Source organism: Flavobacterium sp. FlaQc-57, assembly GCF_044007395.1.
Lineage (GTDB): Bacteria > Bacteroidota > Bacteroidia > Flavobacteriales > Flavobacteriaceae > Flavobacterium.
In genome coordinates, this window is record NZ_JBIPDA010000004.1 from 44,253 (window position 1) to 68,032 (window position 23,780).

A 23,780-nucleotide genomic window follows, 5' to 3' on the forward strand; every position below is an offset into this window, starting at 1 on the left:
TTTTTGGAATTTAATATTGTCTCTAAAATAAAAAATTTAATGCAATATTTCCATAATAATTTACAGGAAGTCCAGGGTAATAATATCTGGGAGATGAATTTCCAACGGCTACGGCATTTGGTAAAATTAATGAAGCGTATTTTTCGTTGACAATATTATTGACGCCAAAAGCAAAATTAGTGTTGAGGTTTGGAAGAATTTCAAAACGATAACCTGTTTTTAAGTTGACGATTTGATAAGAATCAGCGTAAACTGAATTAGCATCATTCAGTGGAATTTTATCTACAAACTGAAAATCGGCAGAAAAGTAAAGACCCAAATTGGTGTTTAGAATTATTCGTGCATTTATTTTATTTGCGGCAACGCCAGTCAGTTTGTTTCCGGAATAATCATTTCCGTTATCGACAAAATCTTTAAATTCATATTTCCCTAAAGAAGCACCTATAAAAGAGTTTAACGAGAAAAAGCGATTAATAGACCAATTGTGTTTCGCTGAAACTTCGACTCCTTCATGAAATGTTTTGCCGGCATTTACACCTTCATATTGATCGTCTCCAATTCTTTTAGCTACCAATAAATCTCTTATTTCCATTCGATAAACAGCAAATTCCGTATAAAGATTTTTACCGAAAAAATAGCATTTTCCTCCAATCTCAAAATTATAACCGCTTTCAGGTTTGATGTCCGGATTTATATTGCCTGTACTTGTTAGAGTTTCTTCTGTCGCAGGCAATGAAAAACCCCGGCTTGCAGAAAAATAAAACGTTTGTTCTTTGTTTGGTTTAAATAGAAAAGACAATTGTGGCGAAAGGATTCCGTCATAACTATATTTTTCTGTTGCCGTTTTTTGCGGAAGAAAGTTAGTTAACTCAAAATGAGTTTCGTTGTAATTTAAGCCAGCCTGAAGTTCAATTTTTTCAGAAAGTAAAGTTCTGATTTGAGAAAAGATATTATAAAAATGTCTTTTCTGATCTGTTGCTGTTAATTGATTTCCTTGTAAACTTCCCTGACCATTATTGGTTTTATATAAATTCTCAAAAGTATTTCCGCTGTAATTATCCGTAAAATATTCAATTCCGGCAATGAATTGATTTTCGGTATTTCTAATTTTAAATTTTCCTGAAAACTGAGTTCTCGCTCCGCTACCAAAAGTATATTGACGCAAAATATCAAAAGGTCTTGGTTCGTTACTGTCTTTATAGTTAATAAATATTGAGGTTGAATTGTTTAGATTGTCATCGATTTTAAAATCATAAGCTAATCCGGCCAAAGTCGATTTGTACTCTTTAAATCCTTTTGAAGCAACCCAGGTTGGTGCACCCAATTGAGGATTAGAATCATAAACTTCTTTACTGATCGAACTCGGAATAAAAGCTTTTAAATAAGTATAATTCGAAAAATAGGTAAGCTTACTATTTTTCTTTTTGAATAATTCTCCCGCAAGTGTTATTCCTTTTCTATTATAAGTGCTGTTTTCTCTCCATCCATCCGTTTTTAAATTATGATAGCTAATGTTTAAACTCGATTTTTTTTCGGTTAAACTATAATTCAAACTGTTTTTTAATAAACCAAAAGAACCATAAATAGTGCTTATCCCGGCACTTTCTCCTTTTGTTTTTGAAAGTTGAGGTGAAATTAAAATCGCGCCGCCCAAACCTGCACCATAAATACTCGAAAGAGGACCTTTGATAACTTCAATCTGATTTAGGTTTTCAAGATCAATGTCGTCAATTACAGTTTCACTGTTTCCAGAAGTCATCGGAATACTGCCGTAAAATGCTCTGATTTTATTGGTTCCGTAAGGCATTCTTGCGCCAATACCACGAATCGAAATTCGGGACGTAGTAAGATTTGAAGACTGCATGAAAACTCCCGGAATCGTATTGATAACGGTGCTTATGTCTGTCGCATTATTCTGCGTCAGGTCTTTTTTAGATAAAATTCCAATCGACGCCGGCGTATTTTGTAATTGACTATTAACATGAAGCGGACTAATAAGAACTTCTTCTAGTTTTTGTGTTTTTACAGTGTCAATAGTTTTGCTCTCTTTTTCCTGTGCCAGAATATTTTGAAAAACAAAAAGTGCAAAAAGAAGAAAGCAATATTTTTTTAAGATCATTAAAGTAGGTTTGAATTTTGGAACGTATAATTTAAACACATAGAGACATAGTTTTAAAATGTGTAAAAAGGTGTTTTACTTAATATTAATTCACATAGCTATGTGTGTTTAAAAAAGTGAAACGCCTACTTTAAGTGCAAAGGGACTATATTTCTATGTGTTAAAATAATATCCGTTAAATTTGGAATTTCTAGCTTAGAGTTTTAAAAGTTTATTTATTTGCAGTAACCTTCCAAATCGTATTTCCGCTATCATCATTTACCAAAAGCGATCCATCTTGCATAACAGTAACCGCGACCGGACGGCCATAAACTTCGGCTTTTTCTTCATTAGCAACAAAACCGGTTAAAAAATCCTCAGGTTTTCCAGAAGGTTTTCCGTTTGTGAACGGAACAAAAACAACTTTGTATCCAGAAATTTTTGCTCGGTTCCATGAACCATGCTGACCTACGAAAGCGCCATTTTTATACTTTGCAGGAAAAGCATTTTTAGTATAAAAAGTAAATCCTAAAGAAGCAGTGTGAGCACCAACAGGAACGTCGGGAACAATAGCTTTTGCTGCCAGATCTTTGCGTTCACCTTTCAATCGCGGATCAAGAATGTTTCCAAAATAAGAATAAGGCCATCCATAAAAACCACCTTTTTTTACACTTGTAATATAGTCAGGAACTAAGTCGTCGCCCAAATCGTCACGTTCGTTAACGGCCGTCCAGAGCTCGTTGTTTACAGGATTCCAATCCATACCAACTGGGTTTCTGATTCCGTCAGCATAAATTTTTTCACCCGTTCCGTCAGGATTAATTTCTAGAATAGCAGCGCGACGCACTTCTTTATCCATTCCGTTTTCACCAACATTACTTCCGGAACCAACCGAAACGTAGATTTTAGTTCCGTTAGGATTCGAAATAATATTTCTTGTCCAGTGATTGTTGTATCCGCCGGCAGGAAGTTCAAGTATTTTAGTGCCTTGAGTATCTAATTTTAGAGGATTGTTTTTGTATGGATATTTATATAAACCATCTGTGTTGGCAATATAAAAAGAGTCATTAAGAACAAGCATTCCAAAAGGTCTGTTTAGGCCTTTTATGAATACTTCGCGAGTTTCAAATTTCCCGTCTTTGTCTTTATCGCGCAATACTACAATTTGGTTTTTGCTGGTTCTGGTACCACTTTCTACAACAAAAATGTCATTATTCGGCGCAATATACGTCCAACGCGGATTTTCGAAACCATCAGCAAATTTTGTAACTGTAAAACCTTCGGGTGCTTTTGGTGTTTTTCCTTCCGGCCAACCGATAACTTTACTGTTGTTTGTTTTTGATTCAGTTGCGTAGGGCGGAGGTAAAGTTATATTTCCAATGGCCGTTTTTACGACATTTCCGGGTTGTTTGGCCAGAGCCTCTTTTTCTTCTTTTTTTACCTGACCATTGCAGGCAGTTATTAGGAATAATAAAGATATTGAAAATATTGATTTGCTTGTTTTCATAGCAGTTTGAGGTTAAAAGTTTAGTAAACAATAAATTAGTGAAATATAAAGTATTTTTTAGAAATCATTTGTAAAAATTAAGTGATATTTAAAAATCTTAAAAAAATGTACAGACACTAGTTTTTTGATACTTACAATTTGGTTGTAATTCTGTATCTTTGCGCATTATTTTAAACATAAAAATAATGATACAACTTCACGATAAACAATTTGTTCCGTTTATTTCAGCAAAAGAAATTGATTTTGCTTTAACCAAATTAGTGGCACAAGTAGAAGATGATTTTGGAGATGATACGCCAATTTTTATTGGTGTTTTGAATGGTGCATTTATGGTCGTTGCCGATTTTTTGAAAAAGTATAAAAAGCCCTGCGAGGTTTCATTTATTAAAATGGCTTCATATGAAGGAACCGAAACAACAAATACTGTAAAAGAAATCATTGGTATTAACCAGGATTTGTCAGGAAGAACGGTTATAATTATTGAAGATATTATCGATACCGGAAATACGATCGAAGAATTAAAACATATGTTTAAAGAACGAAATGTGAAGCATTTTAAAATTGCAACTTTGTTTTTTAAACCGGAAGCATACAAGAAAGACATAAAAATAGATTATATCGGAATCAGAATTCCAAATAAGTTTATTGTAGGTTACGGACTGGATTATGATGGTTTAGGACGAAATCTTGCCGAAGTTTACAAATTGGCAGAATAATATTAAACAAAACACAACTATATATTCATTTAAAACTTCTGGTATAAAAATCTGGAAGTAACAACACTCACTCATATTATGATTAACATTGTTTTATTTGGAAAGCCGGGAGCAGGAAAAGGAACTCAGGCGGAATTTTTAAAAGAAAAATACAAATTAACTCATCTTTCAACAGGAGATATTTTTCGTTTTAATTTAAAAAATGATACAGATTTAGGTAAAAAAGCAAGAGTTTTTATGGACAATGGAGAATTGGTTCCTTGCGAAGTTACAACAGCAATGTTAATTGATGAAGTAAAAAAACATCCGGATACTGAAGGTTTTTTATTCGACGGTTATCCTAGAACTTTAGATCAGGCAAGAGCTTTAGACAAATTTTTACCAACAATTGGAGAAAGTGTTACCGCTACAATTGCATTAGAAGCTGATGACGAAATTTTAGTAGCACGTTTACTGGAAAGAGGGAAAACAAGCGGAAGAGCTGATGATCAGGATGAAGAAAAAATTCGTGTAAGATATCAGGAATACAATGAAAAAACAGCTCCGCTAATTGGATATTATAAAGAACAAAATAAGTTTTATGCCGTAAACGGTATCGGAACTATCGAAGAAATTACAGAGCGATTAACGTCAGTTATAGATAATTTGTAGAAGCTTTTTGCAGCTGTACGTTACAAGTCCTCACTAAAAAAACTATTTTTCTAACCATAAAACGAGCTTATCCCGAGGTTTCGGGAGTCGACTGTTTTCTGGCAAGAAAAATTAGTTTTTTTAGCTTCGGGCTTTTCTCTTCCATCTGGGCTACAACAACATTTAGGTTACAAATTACATTAACAGGACTATTTTATAACGAATAAACCACAAATTGGAAATACTAATAATATTTTTTCTAATACTATTAAACGGAGTTTTCTCGATGTCAGAAATTGCATTGATTTCGGCTAGAAAAAACAGACTTGAAACTGCAGCAAAAAAAGGAAATAAAAGTGCCAGAATTGCGCTAGATCTAGCCAATTCACCAAATAAGTTTTTATCAACTGTACAAATCGGAATTACCTTAATCGGAATTTTAACCGGTATTTATAGTGGTGATAAAATAACAATGGATGTTGAAGCTTTCGTAAGCGGGTTTGCGGCTTTAAAACCGTATGCACATTCAGTTGCAGTTGGAATTGTTGTTGTGGTTTTAACTTTTTTCTCGTTGGTTTTAGGAGAATTACTTCCAAAACGAATCGGATTAAATTACCCTGAATCGATAGCGAAAATGGTTGCAATGCCAATGAAAATTATTTCGATTATTACGGCGCCATTTATTTGGCTTCTAACATCTTCGACAGATTTTTTATTGAATGTTTTACAAATCAAGCCAACTGCTGATGGTAAAGTGACCGAAGAAGAAATTAAAGCGATTATCAAAGAAGGTACTGAAGGAGGAGAAGTTCAGGAAATAGAGCAAGATATTGTAGAACGTGTTTTTCATATTGGTGACAGAAAAGTAAATTCGTTAATGACGCACCGTAAATCAGTAGATATGTTGCCTTTTAATGCTGATAAAGCAAAAATAAAGGAACTTGTTTTAATGGATTTACATACCGTTTACCCAGTTTATAGAGACAATTACGATGATATAGTAGGAATCGTAACCTTAAAAAATATATTTGCAAATATCGAAAGTGATCATTTCGATTTAGGAGCAATAATGATAGATGCTCCTTATTTAATGGAGCAAACTACAGCTTACAAAGCTTTAGAAAATTTTAAAAAGACAGGAATTCATTATGCTTTAGTTTCTGATGAATATGGTGTTTTTCAGGGTATAATAACTTTAAATGATATTCTTGAAGCTTTAGTTGGAGATGCATCAGATTTTTATAAAGATGAGTTTCAATTAATAGAAAGAGAAGATGGTTCTTGGCTAGTTGACGGGCATTATTCATTGCACGATTTCTTAACTTATTTTGAGTTAGACGAATTGACAAATGATTACGAAGTTAATACTGTAAGCGGAATGATTATGACCGAGCTTTCTCATATTCCAAAAGAAGGAGAAAAACTAATCTGGCAAAAATTTGTATTAGAAGTCATCGATATGGATGGCGTAAAGATTGATAAAGTGTTGGTGAAAGCACTTAAAGAGTAGAGAGAATTTGTTTCAAGTTTCACGTTTTAAGTTTCAGGTTGTTATAACGCAATGAACCTGAAACTTGAAATCTGAAACAGGGAGCTACACATAAATAAAAAAAAATGACAGAAGGAAATTTTGTAGATTATGTTAAGATATATGTTTCTTCCGGAAAGGGAGGAAAAGGATCTACACATTTACATAGAGAGAAATTTATTGAAAAAGGAGGCCCGGACGGAGGTGATGGTGGTCGCGGTGGACACGTATATTTAGTTGGAAATAAAGGTCTGTGGACATTGTTTCACTTAAAATTTGCTCGTCATATCAAAGCTGGTCACGGTGGAGACGGAGGAGGAGATCGTAGTACTGGTGCTGATGGAGATGATAAATTTATTGAAGTACCTTTAGGAACCGTAGTTAAAGATAAAGAAACCGGCGAAACTTTATTCGAAATTACCGAAGATGGTGAAAAACAAATTCTTTCAAGAGGAGGAAAAGGTGGTTTAGGAAACTGGCACTTTAGAAGTTCAACAAACCAAACTCCAAGATACGCACAACCAGGTTTGCCAGGTGTAGAAATGGATGTTATTTTAGAACTTAAAGTTTTGGCTGATGTTGGTTTAGTAGGTTTTCCAAATGCTGGAAAATCAACTTTATTATCAGTTTTAACTTCTGCAAAACCAAAAATTGCCGATTATCCGTTTACAACTTTAAAGCCTAACTTAGGAATTGTTGCTTACAGAGATTTTCAATCTTTCGTAATTGCTGATATTCCAGGTATTATTGAAGGAGCTGCTGAAGGAAAAGGTTTAGGTCATTATTTCTTACGTCATATTGAACGTAACTCAACTTTGTTGTTTTTGGTTCCTGTTGATACACCGGATATTAAAGGTGAGTATGATATTTTGGTAAACGAATTGACAAAATACAATCCTGAAATGCTAGACAAAGAACGTCTTTTGGTTATCTCAAAATGTGATATGCTGGATGACGAACTTAAAGCAGAATTAAAAGTGGAGTTAGATGTTGCTTTCAAAGACATTCCTTATATGTTTATCTCGTCAGTTGCCCAACAAGGTTTGACTGATTTAAAAGATAAATTATGGAAAATGTTAAACGAGTAAATCGAATTATACATTAAAATAAAAGAACCCAACAAGCATAACTTGTTGGGTTTTTCACTAACCTCCAAATCACAGATAGAAAATAATCAAAATTATTCTCTATGTTGCAGTTTTACAATTGGAAATTTTTAGAAACTCCAATCTTAAATGTTTTTCCAAAATCGAATCCAAAGCGCTCTTGTCTTAAATCGTTTGTGCCATCAATATTGTCGTAATTAACACCGCCAATTGAGAAGTTTAAACCAAAACCTCTTTTCATATTGATGAATAAAGCCGGAGTCATGTTTACATACATTCCTTTTGCATTATTTGCTGAGTTTGTTTGATAACCAGTTCCCAAGTCTGTGAAAAATGAGAATGTTTCAGAAAGTGGAACAGTGTAACGAACAAAACCGCCTATTCTGTATCTTTCAGTTTTCTCTAATTCGGCGACTTTAATATTCATAATAGAACCTTCAACACCAGCAGTCCAATTGTCTGTAAATTGGTAACCTACTTTTGGAGAGAATTCAAAGTTTTTAGATGTAGCTTCTCCAATTTTCTCTGAAGAATAACCAACATTTCCGCCTAATAATACAGAACCCTTTTGTGCGTGCGATATAGTTGCAACAAATAGAGCAACTCCTAGTAATAATTTTTTCATTTTTATTGTTTAATAAATTAATGGGGCAAACTTACAAATCTATACTTTGTAAGAAATAATTTATGATGTTAAATTTTTAATGAAGGTAAATTTTTACATTTAAAACATATTAGGATTGATTTTCTTTTAAATATGTCTGAATTTTATGATAATTTAAGGGGGTTTCCTTTGAGAAATGATCAGATCTTTCTTGTTTGTGAAATTGTTAATTTCGCAAAATTGATTCGTATTATACTTGAATTGTTTTGTTTTTGAGGATATCGCTTATTTTTTTTGCGAAAATGAGTTATATTCGCGGTACTTAAACAAAATAACATGAAAAAAATAGTTTTATTCTTGACCATGTGCCTAATGGCTTTTCCTGTAAGAGCTGATGAAGGAATGTGGTTTTTGATGTTTATCGAAAGATTGAACCATAGAGATATGGAAAAAATGGGCTTGCAATTAACAGCCGAAGAGATTTATAGCATTAATCATCATAGTTTAAAAGATGCGATTGTACAATTTAACGGAGGTTGTACTGCTGAAATCGTTTCTAAAGAAGGATTGGTTTTAACAAATCACCACTGTGGATATGATGCGATTGCTGAGCTTTCTACTGCTGAACAAAATTATTTAAAAGATGGTTTTTGGGCAAAACAAAGAAGTGCCGAGATGAAACCAAAATCATTATACGTTCGTTTCTTTGTTCGTATGGATGACGTTTCAAAAAGAATTTTATCAAAAGTAAATGATAAAATGACTGAAACAGAAAGAAACAAAGTGATTCAACAAGAAATTGCTTTGATCGAGAAAGAAAATAACGAAGGTGGAAAGTATACTGTTTCTGTTCGTCCTTTCTTTCAAGGTAATGAATATTACTATTTCGTTTACCAGGATTATACTGATGTACGTTTAGTTGGAACTCCTCCTGAAAGTGTTGGTAAATTTGGTGGAGATACTGATAACTGGGAGTGGCCACGTCAAACTGGAGATTTCTCTATGTTTAGAGTGTACGCAGATAAAGACGGAAATCCTGCAACTTATTCTAAAGACAATGTGCCTTTGCAACCAAAACATTACTTACCTGTAAGTATTAAAGGTGTTAAGGAAAATGATTTTGCTATGATTTTAGGATATCCTGGAAGAACAAACCGTTGGATGCCAGCTGGTGGAATTGAGCAAAACATAAAATATGCTTATCCTGCTTGGGTTGAAGGTGCTAAAACCGGAATGGACCAAATGAAAAAGTATATGGATAAAGACGCAACAGTTCGTTTGCAATATGCATCTAAATATGCTTCAACAGCAAACTACTGGAAAAACCGTCAAGGTATGATCGATGCTTTAACAAAAGCAGGAACAGTAGCTACTAAAACAGAACAAGAAGATAAGTTCTATGAGTGGGCAACTAAACCGGCTAATAAAGAAAAGTACGAAAATGTAATTCCAACGATTAATGATTATTACAGAGAAACGAACTTAAAAGCGACTCACGATAACTACTTAACACAACTTTTACGTACGTCTATTTATGCAAGTGGACCAGCAAGTTTAGGTAATGCATTGATTGCTTATTATAACGAGAATGATGCTAAAAAAGCAGAAATGCTGCCTAAGATTAATGCATTAATTGAAAATATCTATGGTGAATTTTATGCGCCGCTTGAAAAAGATGTGTTAACTGCACAATTGAATTTATATGCTGCAAAAGCTGCTGATTATGGTTTAGCTCCACAAGTAGCAAAAATGAAATCAGAGAATAATGGTGATTTTACTGCAAACGTTGCAAAAGCAACAGAAGTAAGTTACTTTACAACTAAAGAAAAAGTATTGGCATTTATGGCTAATCCAAAACCATTAGCAATTGTACACGATCCATTGTATATTATTTCTAGTGATTTAATGACAAAATACCGTGCTAAATCAGATGATCAAATGAAAGCTGATGATGGTTTTGCTAGTGCTTACCGTAAATTGGTTGAAGGTTTAAGAGAATCAAAATTAAACACGATTCAATATCCGGATGCAAACTCTACTTTGAGATTGACTTACGGAAAAGTTCGTGCTTTGCCAGCTGATCCTCGTAACGATGCTAAAATCAATAACTATACTACTATGGAAAGTATGGTTAAAAAATATAAAGCAGGAGATCAGGAATTTGATTTGCCAAAGCGTTTATTAGAATTGAATAAGAAAAAAGATTTTGGACAATATGCTGATAAAGCAGGATACATGCCAGTAAACTTCTTGACAGATAACGATATTACTGGAGGAAACTCAGGTTCACCGGTTATTAACGGAAAAGGAGAATTAATTGGAATTGCTTTTGATGGTAACATCGAAGCTATGGCTGGAGATGTTATTTTTGATCCTAAATTGCAAAGAACAATCAACGTAGATATTCGTTATGTACTTTGGATTATTGACAAATACGCTGGAGCTAAAAACATTATTGACGAAATGACGATTATCAAATAATCTGATTTTTATTATAAAAGTAACCCCGACAGATTTTAAATCTGTCGGGGTTTTTTGTTGTAAAAAAAAAGTCTTCGACTCCGCTCAGACGGACAATTGTCAAAATATATTATTCAACTTTTACTCGAATTCCTTTAGAATGACTTGTAAATTCGGGAGCATACATACTTTCAATAGAGGTAATTCCGTTAGAAAATTCCCCACTGTTGTTTACTCTAATATCATATTCTAAAACGTAAGTTCCTTTATCAATTCGATCAAAAAAGAAATGAGTTGCAGCATCTTTGGTACTCATATAATATCCTACTCGGTCTTTGTATTGATATTCAGAAAGAACGTTTACAGGTTCAAAACAAGAAGCTCTCATGTCTTTTAAATGAACAAATTCCATGTCTTCTTTTGATGTAATGATCAATCGAACCGTAACTAAATCACCGGTTTTTAAAGGATTTTTGGTTGTAATTCTTTCTAGTTCATTTCCTTTTAAAGTGTTTTTCTTTAAATACAATTCTTTCGAAACAGATAAAGATGTACCAGAGTTGGTTTTAATTTTATCCAGATCTTCAAAATATTGCCAATAGACTCCACCAAATGCAGGAACTTTTGATTTGTTTTGAATACTAATCGAAGCCATATCTTTTTTAATTTCATCAGCTTTCCAGTTTAGTTTGATGTAACCAGTTTCAGCTTCTTTTTCGTTTTCGGATAATTTTTTGGTTAGGATTTTTTCATTTCCAATTTTGATAACCGTATTGTCTTTTACACTTAACCAATCATTTCCTTGCATTAGTAGAGCATAAACAGCTTCGGTTGTTGATTTTGTTGTTGGCCAGTTTTTGGTTTGTTTGTTTTTTAGTAACCAAACTTTCATTGCATCTACTGATTTGTTATCGTGATTTACTTCGGCGAAAGCCTCAATCAATAAAGCCTGAGTTTCAATTGGCGCCTGATACCAATACCAACCAGATTTATTAGCAATCCAATACATTCCCCAGTCTTCATTGTTAGAAGATGTTTCTTTCAGACTTTCGATGATTTTTTTTGCTGAATCACTTTCTCCAAAGCGGTTTAAAGTCAAAGCTGCTAATCCTTTTTCATAAAGCGAATAGGATAACCAATCTTTTTTAGCGGTTTCTAAATATAATTTAGTAGCTTTTTTCAAAGTATCTGATAACGGATATTTATCTAAATAAAAACTTCTTGTATAAAGATAATGCAAGTCAGAATAAGGATTAATCCAGATTAGTTTATCAGTTGTTTTTAAGTTTTTGGTTCTTTTTTTATAGTTTTCTAAAAATTTAGAATCTAAAAACGGAATTCCGGTTTTCGAAATTTGATCAATTTTATCGGTATTACTTTTACTTAATTTTGACAAATGTCCTAAACCGGCTAGAATATGTCTTGTAATATATTCGTTTTCATCACTTCCATCAAACCACGAAAATGCACCTGAAGGTTTTTGTTTCTGTTTTAGTTTGTCGAAAGTTGCTTCTTGCGAAATTTTCATTTTTTCTAAATCGAACAAAAGAGCTAGATTTTTTTTCTTTTCGTCTTCGTTTTGAGCATCATTTAGCCAAGGCGTTTCTGCAAGAATAATCGATTTTAGTTCTTCGTTTTCTTCTAATTTAGAATTTATTTTTCCGTTTTTTCTCCACTCTTCAAAAACAGTTGCGATTTTTGGATTGCTCGAAATGATCTCTGAAGCTAGAGCATTTGCATAGAAACGAGCAAAAGTTTGCTCAGCACACTCGTGTTCATATTCCATTAAATAAGGCAAAGACTGAATTGCTATCCAAGAAGGATTAGAAGTATATTCTAACGTGAATTGATGATTTTTTAAAGTTGACGAATTGTTGTTTTTTAAGTTCTCAAACGTATATTCTTTAGTCGAATTTTCGCGAACCCAAATCGGGATGCTTTCTGTAACCAGCATATTGTTGGTCAAAACCGGAAGAATGTTTTCTTCTCCATCCGAGAAATTATCTGACTTGGCCAAAATTTTATATTGTACGCCTTGCAATCCTTCTGGAATAGAAATTGTCCAGGTTGCTGTCGTATTTCCAAAAGCATCAACAGTAAAGTTTCTAATGTTTTTTGCATTTAGCATTTTACTGTCGATTGGCTGCATTGTTGTTGCATCAAAAAATTGTAAAATGGCAATTCCTGTTTTGGCTTTATCTGTAATATTTGAGATTTTTGCCGAAATAACTATCGTATCTTTTTCTCTAAAGAATCGCGGGAAATTCGGCAAAACCATTAATTCTTTTTGAGTCACAACAGTTTTTTCCATATAGCCAGAAACTGCCTCTTTATTGTGTGCCAATAAACGAAGTTTCCAAGCAGTCAAAGCTTCAGGAGAAGTGAAATTGAAACTTACGTTTCCGTTAGAGTCTGTTCTTAAATTTGGTAAAAAGAAAGCGGTTTCAGAAAGATTTTTTCTGGCTTTTACTTGTGTTAAGGCCTCTAAGGCAGCTTTTGTTGTAACAATTATGACTCCATTTACAGCTCTGCTGCCATAAAGAGCCGTTGCTTTTTGATCTTTTAATACCTCTATAGAAAGTATATCTTTCGGATTTAAATTATTTATATCGTTGACAATTTGCCCATCAACTACATATATTGGGCTTTTTCCTGCAATAGGCGCTGTTCCTCTAATTTTAATACTTTCTAAAGAATCTTCGATTCCGGCAGTATTATATACATTATTGTCTTCTTGAACTTCTTCGTTTTGTGATCGTACAGATGCAACTGCTCCTGTTAACATTGATTTTTTTTGAGTTCCATACCCTACAACAACAACTTCGCTTAAACTGCTTTCTTCCGGAGTTAGAGCAATGTCTATAATTTTATTTTTGGCAACTTTAATAGATTGTTCTTTAAAACCAATATAAATAAAAACAAGTTCTTCATTTGGCGCGGCTTCAATTTCATAAAAACCGTCATAATCTGTAGTTGTCGATCTTGGAGTGCCTTTTACAGCAATTGAAACTCCGGGAAGTGATAAATTAGACTGATCTTTAACGACTCCTGAAATGGTTTTTGCGTTTAATGGCTTTTTGTACTTTTTATTAAGTTGCTTTTGATATTCTCTTTGTAAATATGCAGTGCTGTTTTTATTGTTGAAATCAAATCCAAACCACATTAATTTGGTGGTTTCATTTTTAAAATCAAGTCGATTTGAAATTGAATTTAAGTTTCGAACATTAATATAAATTTTTTCGAACCCTAAAGGAGATTTGTAGTTAACTTCGTTGTAATTGTAGTCATAAAATCCTAATGTTCCCCAGTCACTTTTAGTAAATTGATCTAATGAACTGTCATACATTGAAGCCAGAACTTCGGCCTGAGATTTTGTATTTATAGCATTTAATTTAAAGGACCAATTTTCGTTGCTTCCGGGTTGTATTTTATTTCTAAAGGTTTCTACATTAAAATCGAGCTTTGGTTCTTTTACTTTTAAAATAACTTCTAAGTCATCATTGAAGCTTTCATTCTCAAAAACGCTCTCGAAACCTATTTTTAAAGATTTGTTAAATTCATTTTTTACTGGAATTTTGATTGTGGCTTCATGGTTTTCCAAATGATAAACTCTCTGAAAGAACATTTTACTTTCATAATTTCCGCTTACTGTGATATAAAGTTCAGGAACGATTGAAGTAAGTTTTACCAGTGCATAACCATCTTTTTTAGCATCGTCGTTTATTTGATTTACTGTAATTAATTTAGCTGGATTTAGTTTGTCATTACTTTGAAAAATTAAAAGATCTTTAGTCGTTTCTATAGCATTATTGAAAGTGTCTTTTGCAGAAAACACAATTTTATAATTTCCGGATTTGTAATTAGAAATAAAATCTAATGCTAGTTTTTTGTCTTTTGATGAATCGATGTTTTTAGAATAGACCAGTGTTTCAGTTTCTTTAGTTAGTGGGTTTTGGTTGTTTTCGTAAGGGAATAATTTTTCAAATTCCTGATCAGAGATTGTTTCTATTTCAGGTCTTGGAAAAATTCTTGCTTTGAATTTGCTTGAAAATGGTGCAACAAAGTATATTTTAATTTCGCCTTTAGTAGCTAAAAATTCGCCATTTAAATTAGTGGTCGAAATTTCGATTTCATTTTTATCTTTGGTCTCAATTCTATACGGTGCGTTAATGTTAAGCATCAAATCATGATAACCCACCTTAACAGTTGTTTGTGCTTCGTGAGTTTCGCCATTGATATCAGTAACCGATGATTTTACAATATAATTGAAAACAGGTAATTGGTCTTTAATTGCATTTTTTGAAGGCAGTGCAATGAAATCAATTACAAATTTACCAGATGCATCTGTTTTGGTTTCTCCGGTTGCGACAACTTCATTTTCTTCTTGCCCGTAATAATTTCTAAAATAACTGGTGTATCTTGTTAATGTGTAAGTAACTTTTGCGTCAGAAATAGTGCTGCCTGCAAATGCTTTTGCAGTTCCATCAACTTTAATTGTTTGGTCGATTTGGAATGTTTTTTTCTTAGGTTCAAAAACTATTTCAAATTTAGGACGCTTATATTCTTCGACTCTAAAGCTATTTTGTGAAGTTTCGAAATCAACATTGTCCCAAAACGGATGTATTTCATTTTCCGTATTATAAGTGATATCTTTTTTAGTATCCGTAGGTTCGCTGGCAAAAATGCTAAAATTGCCGGTGAGTCCTGTTTTTGGCAAAACAAATTCACCTGAGAAAGAACCGAAGTCATTACTGGTAATTTCAAATTCTTTAAATACTTTATAATTAGCATCTTTGATGCTAATTTTGAATGATGTTTTAGCTACAATATTTGTTTTATTTTGATTTTTTTGGATGGCAATTCCTTTATAAAAAACAGTTTGTCCAGGACGATAAATGGCTCTGTCTAAATAAATTTCGACTTTTCCTTTTCCCCTTATTGGTTCTTCAGTGTTTGATTTGTAATCATGATTATATCGAAGGTAATTTTTAACGATTAAAATAGTATCGTTTTCTGTTGTTAGTAAAACAGGTTCATAATTGTAGTTGTTCTTTTCTTTATCGTAAGAAGCAAAACCATTTTTGTCTGTTTTAATGGTTTTATTCAAAAGTTTAATAGATACATTTTCTAAAGGTTTGCCAGTTTTTCTATCCAGGGCCTGAAAACTTTCTGTTTTGTCCTTTTGTGATGCCAGAAGTGCAATATTCGAAATTGTAATGGTTTCGTAAGCAAATGCTTTAGCTTCTTTTTGGTCAGAATCACTTTCAAAATAAACCAGATAATTTCCTGTTTTCAGTTGTGGTAAGAGAACTTCTGTCGAATATGTGAAATAATCCTGTTTGTTTATAAGTTGATAATCAGACAATGCAATTGCTTTTTGTTTCTCGATTGTCACATTTACAAGGCTGTCTTTATCAAGAGGAGAATTTCTAAATTCATTGATGCGATTTTGACTAATCTTAAAATAAGAAATTTTTAGATGGTCAACATTTTTGTATTGAATAAAAGCTCTTGTATTTTCATTGCTATAAATGTTTTTCTTAAGTTCGGCAGTTATGCTTTTTGAAGTGATAAATTGTTTTTGTTGTAATGCTGATTGGTATGTATTCGAGTTATTGTTTTTATTTAAAATACTATCGAGTACTGAAATAGCTTTGGTATTGTAATCAGGATGGATTCCTTTTGAGGCTTGTTGCGCTAAAAGCATTGCTTTTATTAACTGGATCTTTTGAATTGAACTTTCATCTTTCGTACTTTTTTGAAGCGCAATAAGAGCGTTAGTATAATCTTCAATAGAATCAACTAAATTAGTTTTGCAATATAATAAGCGATCTAATTGATTGTCAATGCTCGGATTTGTTTTTTCTTGTTTTTGGTATAAATTTAAAAGGGAACGTAAATTTTCATTGGTTACAAAATCAAAATTTAATGCAATAAAATCAGACGATTTCCCCAGAAGCTGTTTTTTGTACGAATCAAATTCTTTTTTTTGAATTTCCCATTGATGTACTTTTTGAGAATACAGCGTGATGTTTTCCTTTAGTAAATATTCATATAAATTCTGTGTTTTGAATTTTTCTAAAGTCGAATAATCAAAAATAGATTCGTATTTGGTTAAAGGCGTAATTTTTAAGACAGATTCACTTTCTAGAGTTTGTTGTAATGATGTCTTAATTTGGTCTGTAAAGTTTTTTCCAGTCCACGTTAAAAAATCTTGATTTAAACTTACAATAGTAGTTCTGTTTCTTATTTGATAATCATTTCTTGCATAATAATCAGTCAGACATTTTGCATAAACCAAATTCAAAATTGCTTTTGAGGGTGTCGAAACTCGGTTGATATCAGTTTTAAGATTGTTTAGAATTTTTGTTTGTGCATTTTCATCAATAACCTGAAGGTATTTAGATTGATAAAAAAAACATTTTATTATTTCTACTTCGTCTTTATCCGCAATGGCTTTGTTGTAAATTTTTAGAACAATTTCATTTGCCGATTTAATTTTGCCTTCGTTTTCGTAAGCAATAACCTTATCCCATTTTTTATCATTTTGCTGCGCAAAAAGAGCTGAAGAAATCAATAAGAAAACAAAAAATATATTTTTCATAAAGTAGTTTTTATCTATAGAGAGTCATTTTTGGAAAAAGGTTGGGAAGCTTTAAAAATAAATTTCGTACAAATTACTAATTTATCTCTAAAAGCAAATGAGACATTTTATATTTCCTTATTTTTGAAAAATAATTAACGGGTTTTATTAGTTATTTACTATTTCGATTAACCGATTAAACAGTTTAACGATCAAACATTTTAAATGAGAACACATTTCATCGCAATAGGCGGAAGTGCCATGCACAACTTAGCATTAGCATTACATAATAAAGGATATCAGGTTACAGGTAGTGATGATGCTATTTTTGAACCATCAAAATCAAGATTAGAAAAAAAAGGAATTCTACCGGCTGAGTTGGGTTGGTTTCCTGAAAAAATTACTGCTGATATTGATGCTATAATCTTAGGTATGCACGCAAAAGCTGATAATCCGGAGTTATTGAAAGCACAAGAGTTAGGTTTGAAAATTTATTCATATCCAGAGTTTTTATACGAACAATCTAAAAATAAAACGCGTGTTGTAATTGGTGGTTCTCATGGGAAAACAACTATTACTTCGATGATTTTGCATGTTATGCATTATCATAATATCGAAGTCGACTATATGGTTGGTGCACAATTAGAAGGTTTTGATACCATGGTGCATCTTACAGAAGAAAATGATTTTATGGTTCTGGAAGGCGATGAGTATTTATCTTCTCCAATAGACAGACGTCCAAAATTTCATTTATATCAACCAAACATTGCTTTGATTTCCGGAATTGCCTGGGATCATATTAATGTTTTTCCAACGTATGAAAACTATGTAGAGCAATTTGAAATTTTTATTGCGAAGATTACCAATGGAGGAATCTTAGTTTATAATGAAGATGATGCTGAAGTAAAACGTGTTGCTGAAGCAGCTATAAATCCAATTCGTAAATTGGCTTATTCAACGCCAAAATATAGTGTAAGCGACGGAGTAACTTTGTTGGAAACTCCAGAAGGCGATATGCCAATTGAAGTTTTTGGTGCGCATAATTTAAATAATTTAGCCGGAGCCAAATGGATTTGCCAAAACATGGGTGTAGATGAAGCTGATTTTTATGAGGCTATTGCCAGTTTTAAAGGTGCGTCTAAACGTTTAGAAAAAATTGCTGAAGGAAAAGGTAAGGTTGCTTACAAAGATTTTGCACATTCGCCAAGTAAAGTGGCTGCGACTACAAAAGCAGTGAAAGAACAATATCCAAACAGAACTTTAGTAGCATGTTTAGAGTTGCATACTTACAGCAGTTTGAATGCCGAATTTTTAAAAGAATACGAAGGAGCACTTGAATATGCTGATGTTGCTGTAGTATTTTATTCGCCAGATGCAGTAAAAATTAAACAGTTGGAAGAAGTTACATACGAACAAATTGCAACGGCTTTTAATCGTGAAGATTTGATTATTTATACCAATCCGGCAGAGTTTAAAGATTATCTTTTCAATTTAAATCTTGATAATTCGGCTCTGTTATTAATGAGTTCAGGAAATTATGGAGGACTGAATTTTGACGAAGTAAAAGAGCTAATTAGCTAACTAGTCAATTCGATAATGAGATAATGTGCCAATTGCAGTTTTGTAATTGGCATTTTTTTTAAGTTTAATTTTCTAATTGACAAATTATCTAATTATCTCATTCTCTTTCCAGTATTTATAATGTCCAACAATTTTGTAATCAAACAAATAATCTTCTAATACTTGGCCGCCGCCAACATTGTGAACGATAAGATTTCGTTTTCCGTCAAGAGATTTTTTGTTGGTTACAATACCAATATGAGGTAGCTTATCATTAATGAGCCAGGTGACAATTTCTCCGGTTTTGTAGTCTTTAGGATTTTGAGTTACAGGCAGTTTTTCTCCTTTTCGTTCAAAGAATATTTCCAAATTAGGAACCCTTCTATGGTCAATGTTAGTATCTGTTTTTGTCATTCCCCATTTTTTTAAATTTGGATATTCTGAGAAATGTTTCATCATGTCTTCGTGAACTTCTTTTTGTAAATCAATGTTTAGTTTTCGATACGATCGAATGATAACATCGGTACAAACGCCTTTGTTTTTAGGTACATCTCCATTTGGATATTCTATAGAAAAATATGCCGGATCATAATCGACAGTTGGGTCAATTATGGAGATTGCTGCCTCAGATAATTTTTCAGGGAAAGCCTTAGCAATGAGTTCAGAAGCCTGAGTGAGAGCTATGTTTTTTTCTTTGTGATTACATGAAAAGAAAAGTAAAACGATTACTAGAGTAAATAGGTACTTCATACATTTGAATTGCCAGGATTATATGACTGATTTGTCTTTAAAATTAATTAATTAAAAAATAGTAATGATTTTTTGTGAGTGATTTTTCTTATTTTTTAAATATATTAGCATTTTTAAGATTATAGTAAAATGAATTCAAGAATAAAAGTTGTGAAAACAACAAGTGAAAACCCGGATTTTATAGCATTAATAAAAACCTTTGACGCATTTTTATGGGAGCGTTATCCTGAACTAAAAAAGGAATACTGGGGCAATAATATAATAGAGTTCAACTCGAATGTAGTTCTAATCTATTTGGATGAAAAGGCTGTTGGAAGCGGTTGCTTTAAGAAGTATAGTGAAAATAAAGTAGAGCTAAAACGAATGTTTGTTGCGCCAGAAGCAAGGGGTTTAGGTTTAGCTCAACTTGTAATAAAAGAACTTGAATTAATGGCGAAAGATCAAGGTTTTGAAGTTTTGATTTTGGAAACGTTATATAAGCAAATTGAAGCTATTGGTTTGTATCAAAAAGTTGGATTTGAAATCGTAGAAAACTATGAGCCTTATGTTGGTTTAAAGAATAGTGTTTGCATGAGTAAATCTATTATTTAATTTTTAACAAATGGAACCAACTTATTTTCCTATAACAGATTGGTCTGAAGAAGATCGTCCGCGTGAAAAACTAATGCTCAAAGGCAAAGAAGTTTTGAGTAATGCTGAGCTCATTGCTGTTTTGATTGGATCAGGAAGCCGCAATGAATCGGCAGTTGATTTAGGCAAACGCATTTTGAGTAGTGTAGGTAATTTAAATTCTTTGGGTAAATTATCTCTTTCCCAATTAATGAGTTTTAAAGGAATTGGAGAAGCAAAGGCTGTTACAATTGTTGCAGCCTTAGAATTAGGCAGGAGGCAGAGAAGCGAAGCTACTTTGGAATTCAATAATAAAGTTACCTCTAGTAAAGTTGTTTTTGAAATCATGCAGCCCATTATAGGCGAGCTTTTTCATGAAGAATTCTGGGTAATTTTTCTTAATAATTCCAGTAAAATAATTTCTAAAGCCCAATTAAGCAAAGGAGGAATTACCGGGACAATTGTTGATGTACGATTGGTTTTTAAATTAGCACTTGAGAATAGAGCTACGGGCCTGATTTTGTGTCATAATCATCCTTCAGGATCTTTAGTGCCAAGTGAAGCAGATAAACAAATAACAAACAAATTAAAGCTTGCAGGTGAGAGTTTAGATGTTAAAGTTTTAGATCATTTGATTATAACTGAAACAAAATATTATAGTTTTGCAGATGAAGGAATATTTTAACTTATGAATACCACTATTACCGATGTTTTTTTTGATTTAGATCACACGCTCTGGGATTTTGATAAAAACTCAGAAATGACTTTTGATCGAATTTTTAAAAGTAGATTTCCCGAAATTAAAGTTCAGGATTTTATAGAAAAGTACGCTCCAATAAATCAGGAATGCTGGAAGTTGTATCAACATGATAAAATTACACATCAGGAATTACGTTACAATAGATTGAAATTTTCATTCGATGCTTTAAATGTTGAAATTTCTGATGAAGAGATTGATCAAATTTCAGAAGATTATATTGAATTTCTAACCGATAATAATCATCTTTTTGATGGTGCTATAGAAGTTTTAGAATATCTTAAACCTAAATATAAATTGCATATCATCACCAACGGTTTTGCAAAGGTTCAGGATAAGAAAATTAATAACGCGCAACTTTCTGATTATTTTAGTACCATAACAAATTCTGAGTTAGCGGGTGTGAAAAAGCCAAATAGTATTATCTTTGATTATGCTATAAAGGTGTCTCAGGCTTCAAAAGAAAGTAGTGTAATGATAGGCGACTGTCTTGATGCTGATGTCAACGGGGCATTAAATGCTGGTTTAGATGCTATTTTTTTTAATGAGAAAAATGTTGAGGCTCCAACTAATATCAAACAAATAAATCATTTATTAGAACTTAAAAAATATTTATAATTATGAGAATTAAATTTTTGTTGATTGCACTTATTACTTCAGTTATGGGGTTTTCACAATCGGTTAATGATTACAAAGGAGTTATTGTACCCTTGAGATATGATTTTCTTAAATCGGAAAACCAATATAGAATGTCAACAATGACAAAGTCAAATTTGAATAAAGCAGGTTTTCAGGCTTTTTATGGCAATGAAGTTCTTCCGGAAGGATTTGGCGATCGTTGTGATCTTTTATATGTAGATGTAAAAAAAGACAACGCTTTTTTAGTTACGAAGCTTTTTGTAGAGTTTAAAGATTGTTATGGAAAAGTAATCTATACATCTGAAGTAGGTAAAAGCAAAGAAAAAGATTATGAAGCAGCGTATAGAGAATGTCTTAATTTGGCATTTGTTTCTATAAATGCTTTACATTATAAATATAATGGAAAAGTGGGTAACAGTGCAAAAACTTCAACATCTGTAGCAATGGTGCCACTGACTCCTGCGGCTGCGGCTGTATCAACTCCGGTTGCAGATGTTAAAGATCCGAATTTATTGTACGCGCAACCAACAGATAATGGTTTTCAATTGATTGACAAAACGCCAAAAGTGGTTATGAAGTTACTTAAAACATCACGATCTGATTCATTTATTGCAATAAAAGATGGTGTTCAGGGAACTTTGAATGCAAAAGACAATCAATGGTTTTTTGAGTATTACAAAAATGATCAATTAGTTTCTGAAAAAGTTTCAGTAAAATTCTAAAATAAAATACGGTTCAATAACCGTATTTATCTTTCCAACGGTTCTTTAAAAATTCGCGGTTGCTGTTCTCTCTAGAATTGTTTCCCGGATTGTAAAGAACCGTTTTTTTTATGGCATCGGGTAAAAACTCCTGCTCGGCAAAATTATTTGCATAATCGTGCGAATATTTATAATCGTCACCATAACCCAATTCTTTCATAAGTTTGGTGGGAGCATTTCTTAAATGAATTGGAACCGGCAAATCACCAGTCTGTTTTACTAATTGTTGTGCGCTTCCAATCGCCATATACGAAGCATTACTTTTTGGAGATGTTGCCAAATAAATTGCACATTGACTCAATATAATTCTACTTTCAGGATATCCAATTGTTGTCACCGCTTGAAATGTGTTGTTTGCCATTATAAACGCAGTCGGATTTGCATTTCCTATATCTTCACTTGATAAAATAAGCATTCTGCGGGCAATAAATTTTACATCTTCACCGCCTTCAATCATTCTGGCCAGCCAATAAACTGCTCCATTTGGGTCGCTGCCACGAATAGATTTTATAAATGCCGAAACAATATCGTAATGCTGTTCACCGCTTTTGTCATACAAAACCGTATTTTGTTGAACCAATTCAAAAACACGATCATTTGTAATAATTATTTCATCATTAGAAGAAGCGTTTATAACAAGTTCAAAAATGTTCAGTAGTTTTCGTCCGTCTCCGCCAGAAAGTCGGAGCAAAGCTTCCGTTTCCTTTAGTTTAATGTTTTTTGATGCTAAATGAGTATCCGTTTTCATTGCACGATAGAGTAGCGCTTCTAAGTCAGCTTTTGTAAAAGCATTGAGGATATAAACTTGACAACGTGACAATAATGCAGGAATAACTTCAAAACTTGGGTTTTCAGTTGTCGCTCCGATAAGCGTAATCCAGCCTTTTTCAACAGCAGCTAAAAGCGAATCTTGTTGAGATTTACTGAATCGATGAATCTCATCAATAAATAAAATCGGGTTTTTAGCGGTAAACAATCCTCCACTTTGTTTGGCTTTTTCGATTACATCTCTAATGTCTTTAACACCCGAGTTTATTGCACTCAGGATATAGAACGGTCTCTTGGATTCTTGCGCTATAATTTGAGCCAAAGTTGTTTTTCCAGTTCCGGGAGGTCCCCAAAATATTAAAGACGGAATAATTCCCTTCGAAATTTGTTGTGTTAATGATCCGTTTGGCCCAACCAAATGACTCTGACTGATGTAATCTGTTAATTGCTGTGGGCGAATACGCTCGGCTAAAGGTGCTTCCATTTTGTAAAATTACTATTTTCAGTTCAAATTTTATAGTTTTCGGGAGCTATTCCTGCTGTCCTCTATATCTTTTCCTGGCTAAAGAAGCCAGAAAAAGGATATCGCTCCCATCAGGGCTAGAATCGGTAAGTGAGAATATTTGAGATAGCTGACAAATTATCAGTAAATTGTAATTGGATAGTTTTTTGATGTTCTCTTTTTAACTTTATTTTCAAAAACA

At 32.8% G+C, this 23,780-nt stretch carries 16 protein-coding genes; 10 read left to right on the forward strand and 6 right to left on the reverse strand.

Annotation, left to right across the window (positions count from 1 at the left end):
* Positions 1 to 22 precede the first annotated feature (22 nt).
* The gene (locus ACHRVZ_RS13590) at positions 23 to 2,158 is read right to left on the reverse strand and encodes a TonB-dependent receptor (RefSeq protein WP_395423124.1); all 2,136 of its coding nucleotides are present in this window, start codon (positions 2,156 to 2,158) and stop codon (positions 23 to 25) included.
* 172 nt (positions 2,159 to 2,330) lie between these two features.
* Entirely contained in the window at positions 2,331 to 3,605 is a 1,275-nt protein-coding gene (locus ACHRVZ_RS13595) for a PQQ-dependent sugar dehydrogenase (RefSeq protein ID WP_395423125.1), read from the reverse strand.
* Between the two features lie 185 nt (positions 3,606 to 3,790).
* Between ACHRVZ_RS13595 and hpt the strand changes: the two genes are divergently transcribed.
* The 4 genes from hpt to obgE all read left to right on the forward strand — a co-directional run bounded on the left by hpt (position 3,791) and on the right by obgE (position 7,567).
* The gene (hpt, locus tag ACHRVZ_RS13600; RefSeq protein ID WP_395423126.1) at positions 3,791 to 4,321 is read left to right on the forward strand and encodes a hypoxanthine phosphoribosyltransferase; all 531 of its coding nucleotides are present in this window, start codon (positions 3,791 to 3,793) and stop codon (positions 4,319 to 4,321) included.
* Positions 4,322 to 4,399: 78 nt separating this feature from the next.
* Positions 4,400 to 4,972: an adenylate kinase gene (locus ACHRVZ_RS13605; protein WP_395423128.1), complete on the forward strand. Its 573-nt coding sequence runs from the start codon at positions 4,400 to 4,402 to the stop codon at positions 4,970 to 4,972.
* Positions 4,973 to 5,186: 214 nt separating this feature from the next.
* Entirely contained in the window at positions 5,187 to 6,461 is a 1,275-nt protein-coding gene (locus ACHRVZ_RS13610) for a hemolysin family protein (RefSeq protein ID WP_395423129.1), read from the forward strand.
* Positions 6,462 to 6,565: 104 nt separating this feature from the next.
* Entirely contained in the window at positions 6,566 to 7,567 is a 1,002-nt protein-coding gene (obgE, locus tag ACHRVZ_RS13615; protein ID WP_072960539.1) for a GTPase ObgE, read from the forward strand.
* A gap of 112 nt (positions 7,568 to 7,679) precedes the next feature.
* Here the strand turns inward: obgE and ACHRVZ_RS13620 are convergent, their stop codons facing one another.
* The gene (locus ACHRVZ_RS13620) at positions 7,680 to 8,210 is read right to left on the reverse strand and encodes a porin family protein (RefSeq protein ID WP_395423130.1); all 531 of its coding nucleotides are present in this window, start codon (positions 8,208 to 8,210) and stop codon (positions 7,680 to 7,682) included.
* Between the two features lie 315 nt (positions 8,211 to 8,525).
* Here ACHRVZ_RS13620 and ACHRVZ_RS13625 point away from each other — a divergent pair, with 315 nt between their 5' ends.
* Positions 8,526 to 10,670, forward strand: coding sequence for a S46 family peptidase (locus tag ACHRVZ_RS13625; protein ID WP_395423131.1), 2,145 nt, complete (start codon positions 8,526 to 8,528; stop codon positions 10,668 to 10,670).
* A 109-nt stretch (positions 10,671 to 10,779) separates the two neighbouring features.
* On the opposite strand, the gene ACHRVZ_RS13630 is transcribed toward ACHRVZ_RS13625, so the two are convergent.
* Positions 10,780 to 17,253: an alpha-2-macroglobulin family protein gene (locus ACHRVZ_RS13630; protein ID WP_395423132.1), complete on the reverse strand. Its 6,474-nt coding sequence runs from the start codon at positions 17,251 to 17,253 to the stop codon at positions 10,780 to 10,782.
* A gap of 204 nt (positions 17,254 to 17,457) precedes the next feature.
* Between ACHRVZ_RS13630 and murC the strand changes: the two genes are divergently transcribed.
* Complete coding sequence (gene murC / locus ACHRVZ_RS13635; RefSeq protein ID WP_395423133.1) at positions 17,458 to 18,813, forward strand: UDP-N-acetylmuramate--L-alanine ligase; 1,356 nt, start codon at positions 17,458 to 17,460, stop codon at positions 18,811 to 18,813.
* Positions 18,814 to 18,897: 84 nt separating this feature from the next.
* Here the strand turns inward: murC and ACHRVZ_RS13640 are convergent, their stop codons facing one another.
* Positions 18,898 to 19,542, reverse strand: coding sequence for a DUF1287 domain-containing protein (locus ACHRVZ_RS13640; protein WP_395423135.1), 645 nt, complete (start codon positions 19,540 to 19,542; stop codon positions 18,898 to 18,900).
* Between the two features lie 129 nt (positions 19,543 to 19,671).
* Between ACHRVZ_RS13640 and ACHRVZ_RS13645 the strand changes: the two genes are divergently transcribed.
* Genes ACHRVZ_RS13645 through ACHRVZ_RS13660 form a run of 4 tightly spaced genes read left to right on the forward strand, consistent with a single transcriptional unit; the run spans position 19,672 to position 22,269 of the window.
* The gene (locus tag ACHRVZ_RS13645; protein WP_395423137.1) at positions 19,672 to 20,133 is read left to right on the forward strand and encodes a GNAT family N-acetyltransferase; all 462 of its coding nucleotides are present in this window, start codon (positions 19,672 to 19,674) and stop codon (positions 20,131 to 20,133) included.
* A gap of 10 nt (positions 20,134 to 20,143) precedes the next feature.
* Positions 20,144 to 20,836, forward strand: coding sequence for a DNA repair protein RadC (radC, locus tag ACHRVZ_RS13650; RefSeq protein WP_395423138.1), 693 nt, complete (start codon positions 20,144 to 20,146; stop codon positions 20,834 to 20,836).
* 3 nt (positions 20,837 to 20,839) lie between these two features.
* A complete protein-coding gene (locus ACHRVZ_RS13655) occupies positions 20,840 to 21,526 on the forward strand; it encodes a YjjG family noncanonical pyrimidine nucleotidase (protein ID WP_395423139.1) in 687 nt (228 codons plus the stop codon).
* A gap of 2 nt (positions 21,527 to 21,528) precedes the next feature.
* On the forward strand, positions 21,529 to 22,269 hold the full coding sequence (locus tag ACHRVZ_RS13660) for a hypothetical protein (protein WP_395423140.1): 741 nt from the start codon (positions 21,529 to 21,531) through the stop codon (positions 22,267 to 22,269).
* A 13-nt stretch (positions 22,270 to 22,282) separates the two neighbouring features.
* On the opposite strand, the gene ACHRVZ_RS13665 is transcribed toward ACHRVZ_RS13660, so the two are convergent.
* Positions 22,283 to 23,560 (reverse strand): replication-associated recombination protein A, encoded by a 1,278-nt coding sequence (locus tag ACHRVZ_RS13665; RefSeq protein ID WP_395423141.1) that lies wholly within the window; start codon positions 23,558 to 23,560, stop codon positions 22,283 to 22,285.
* Positions 23,561 to 23,780: the final 220 nt, after the last annotated feature.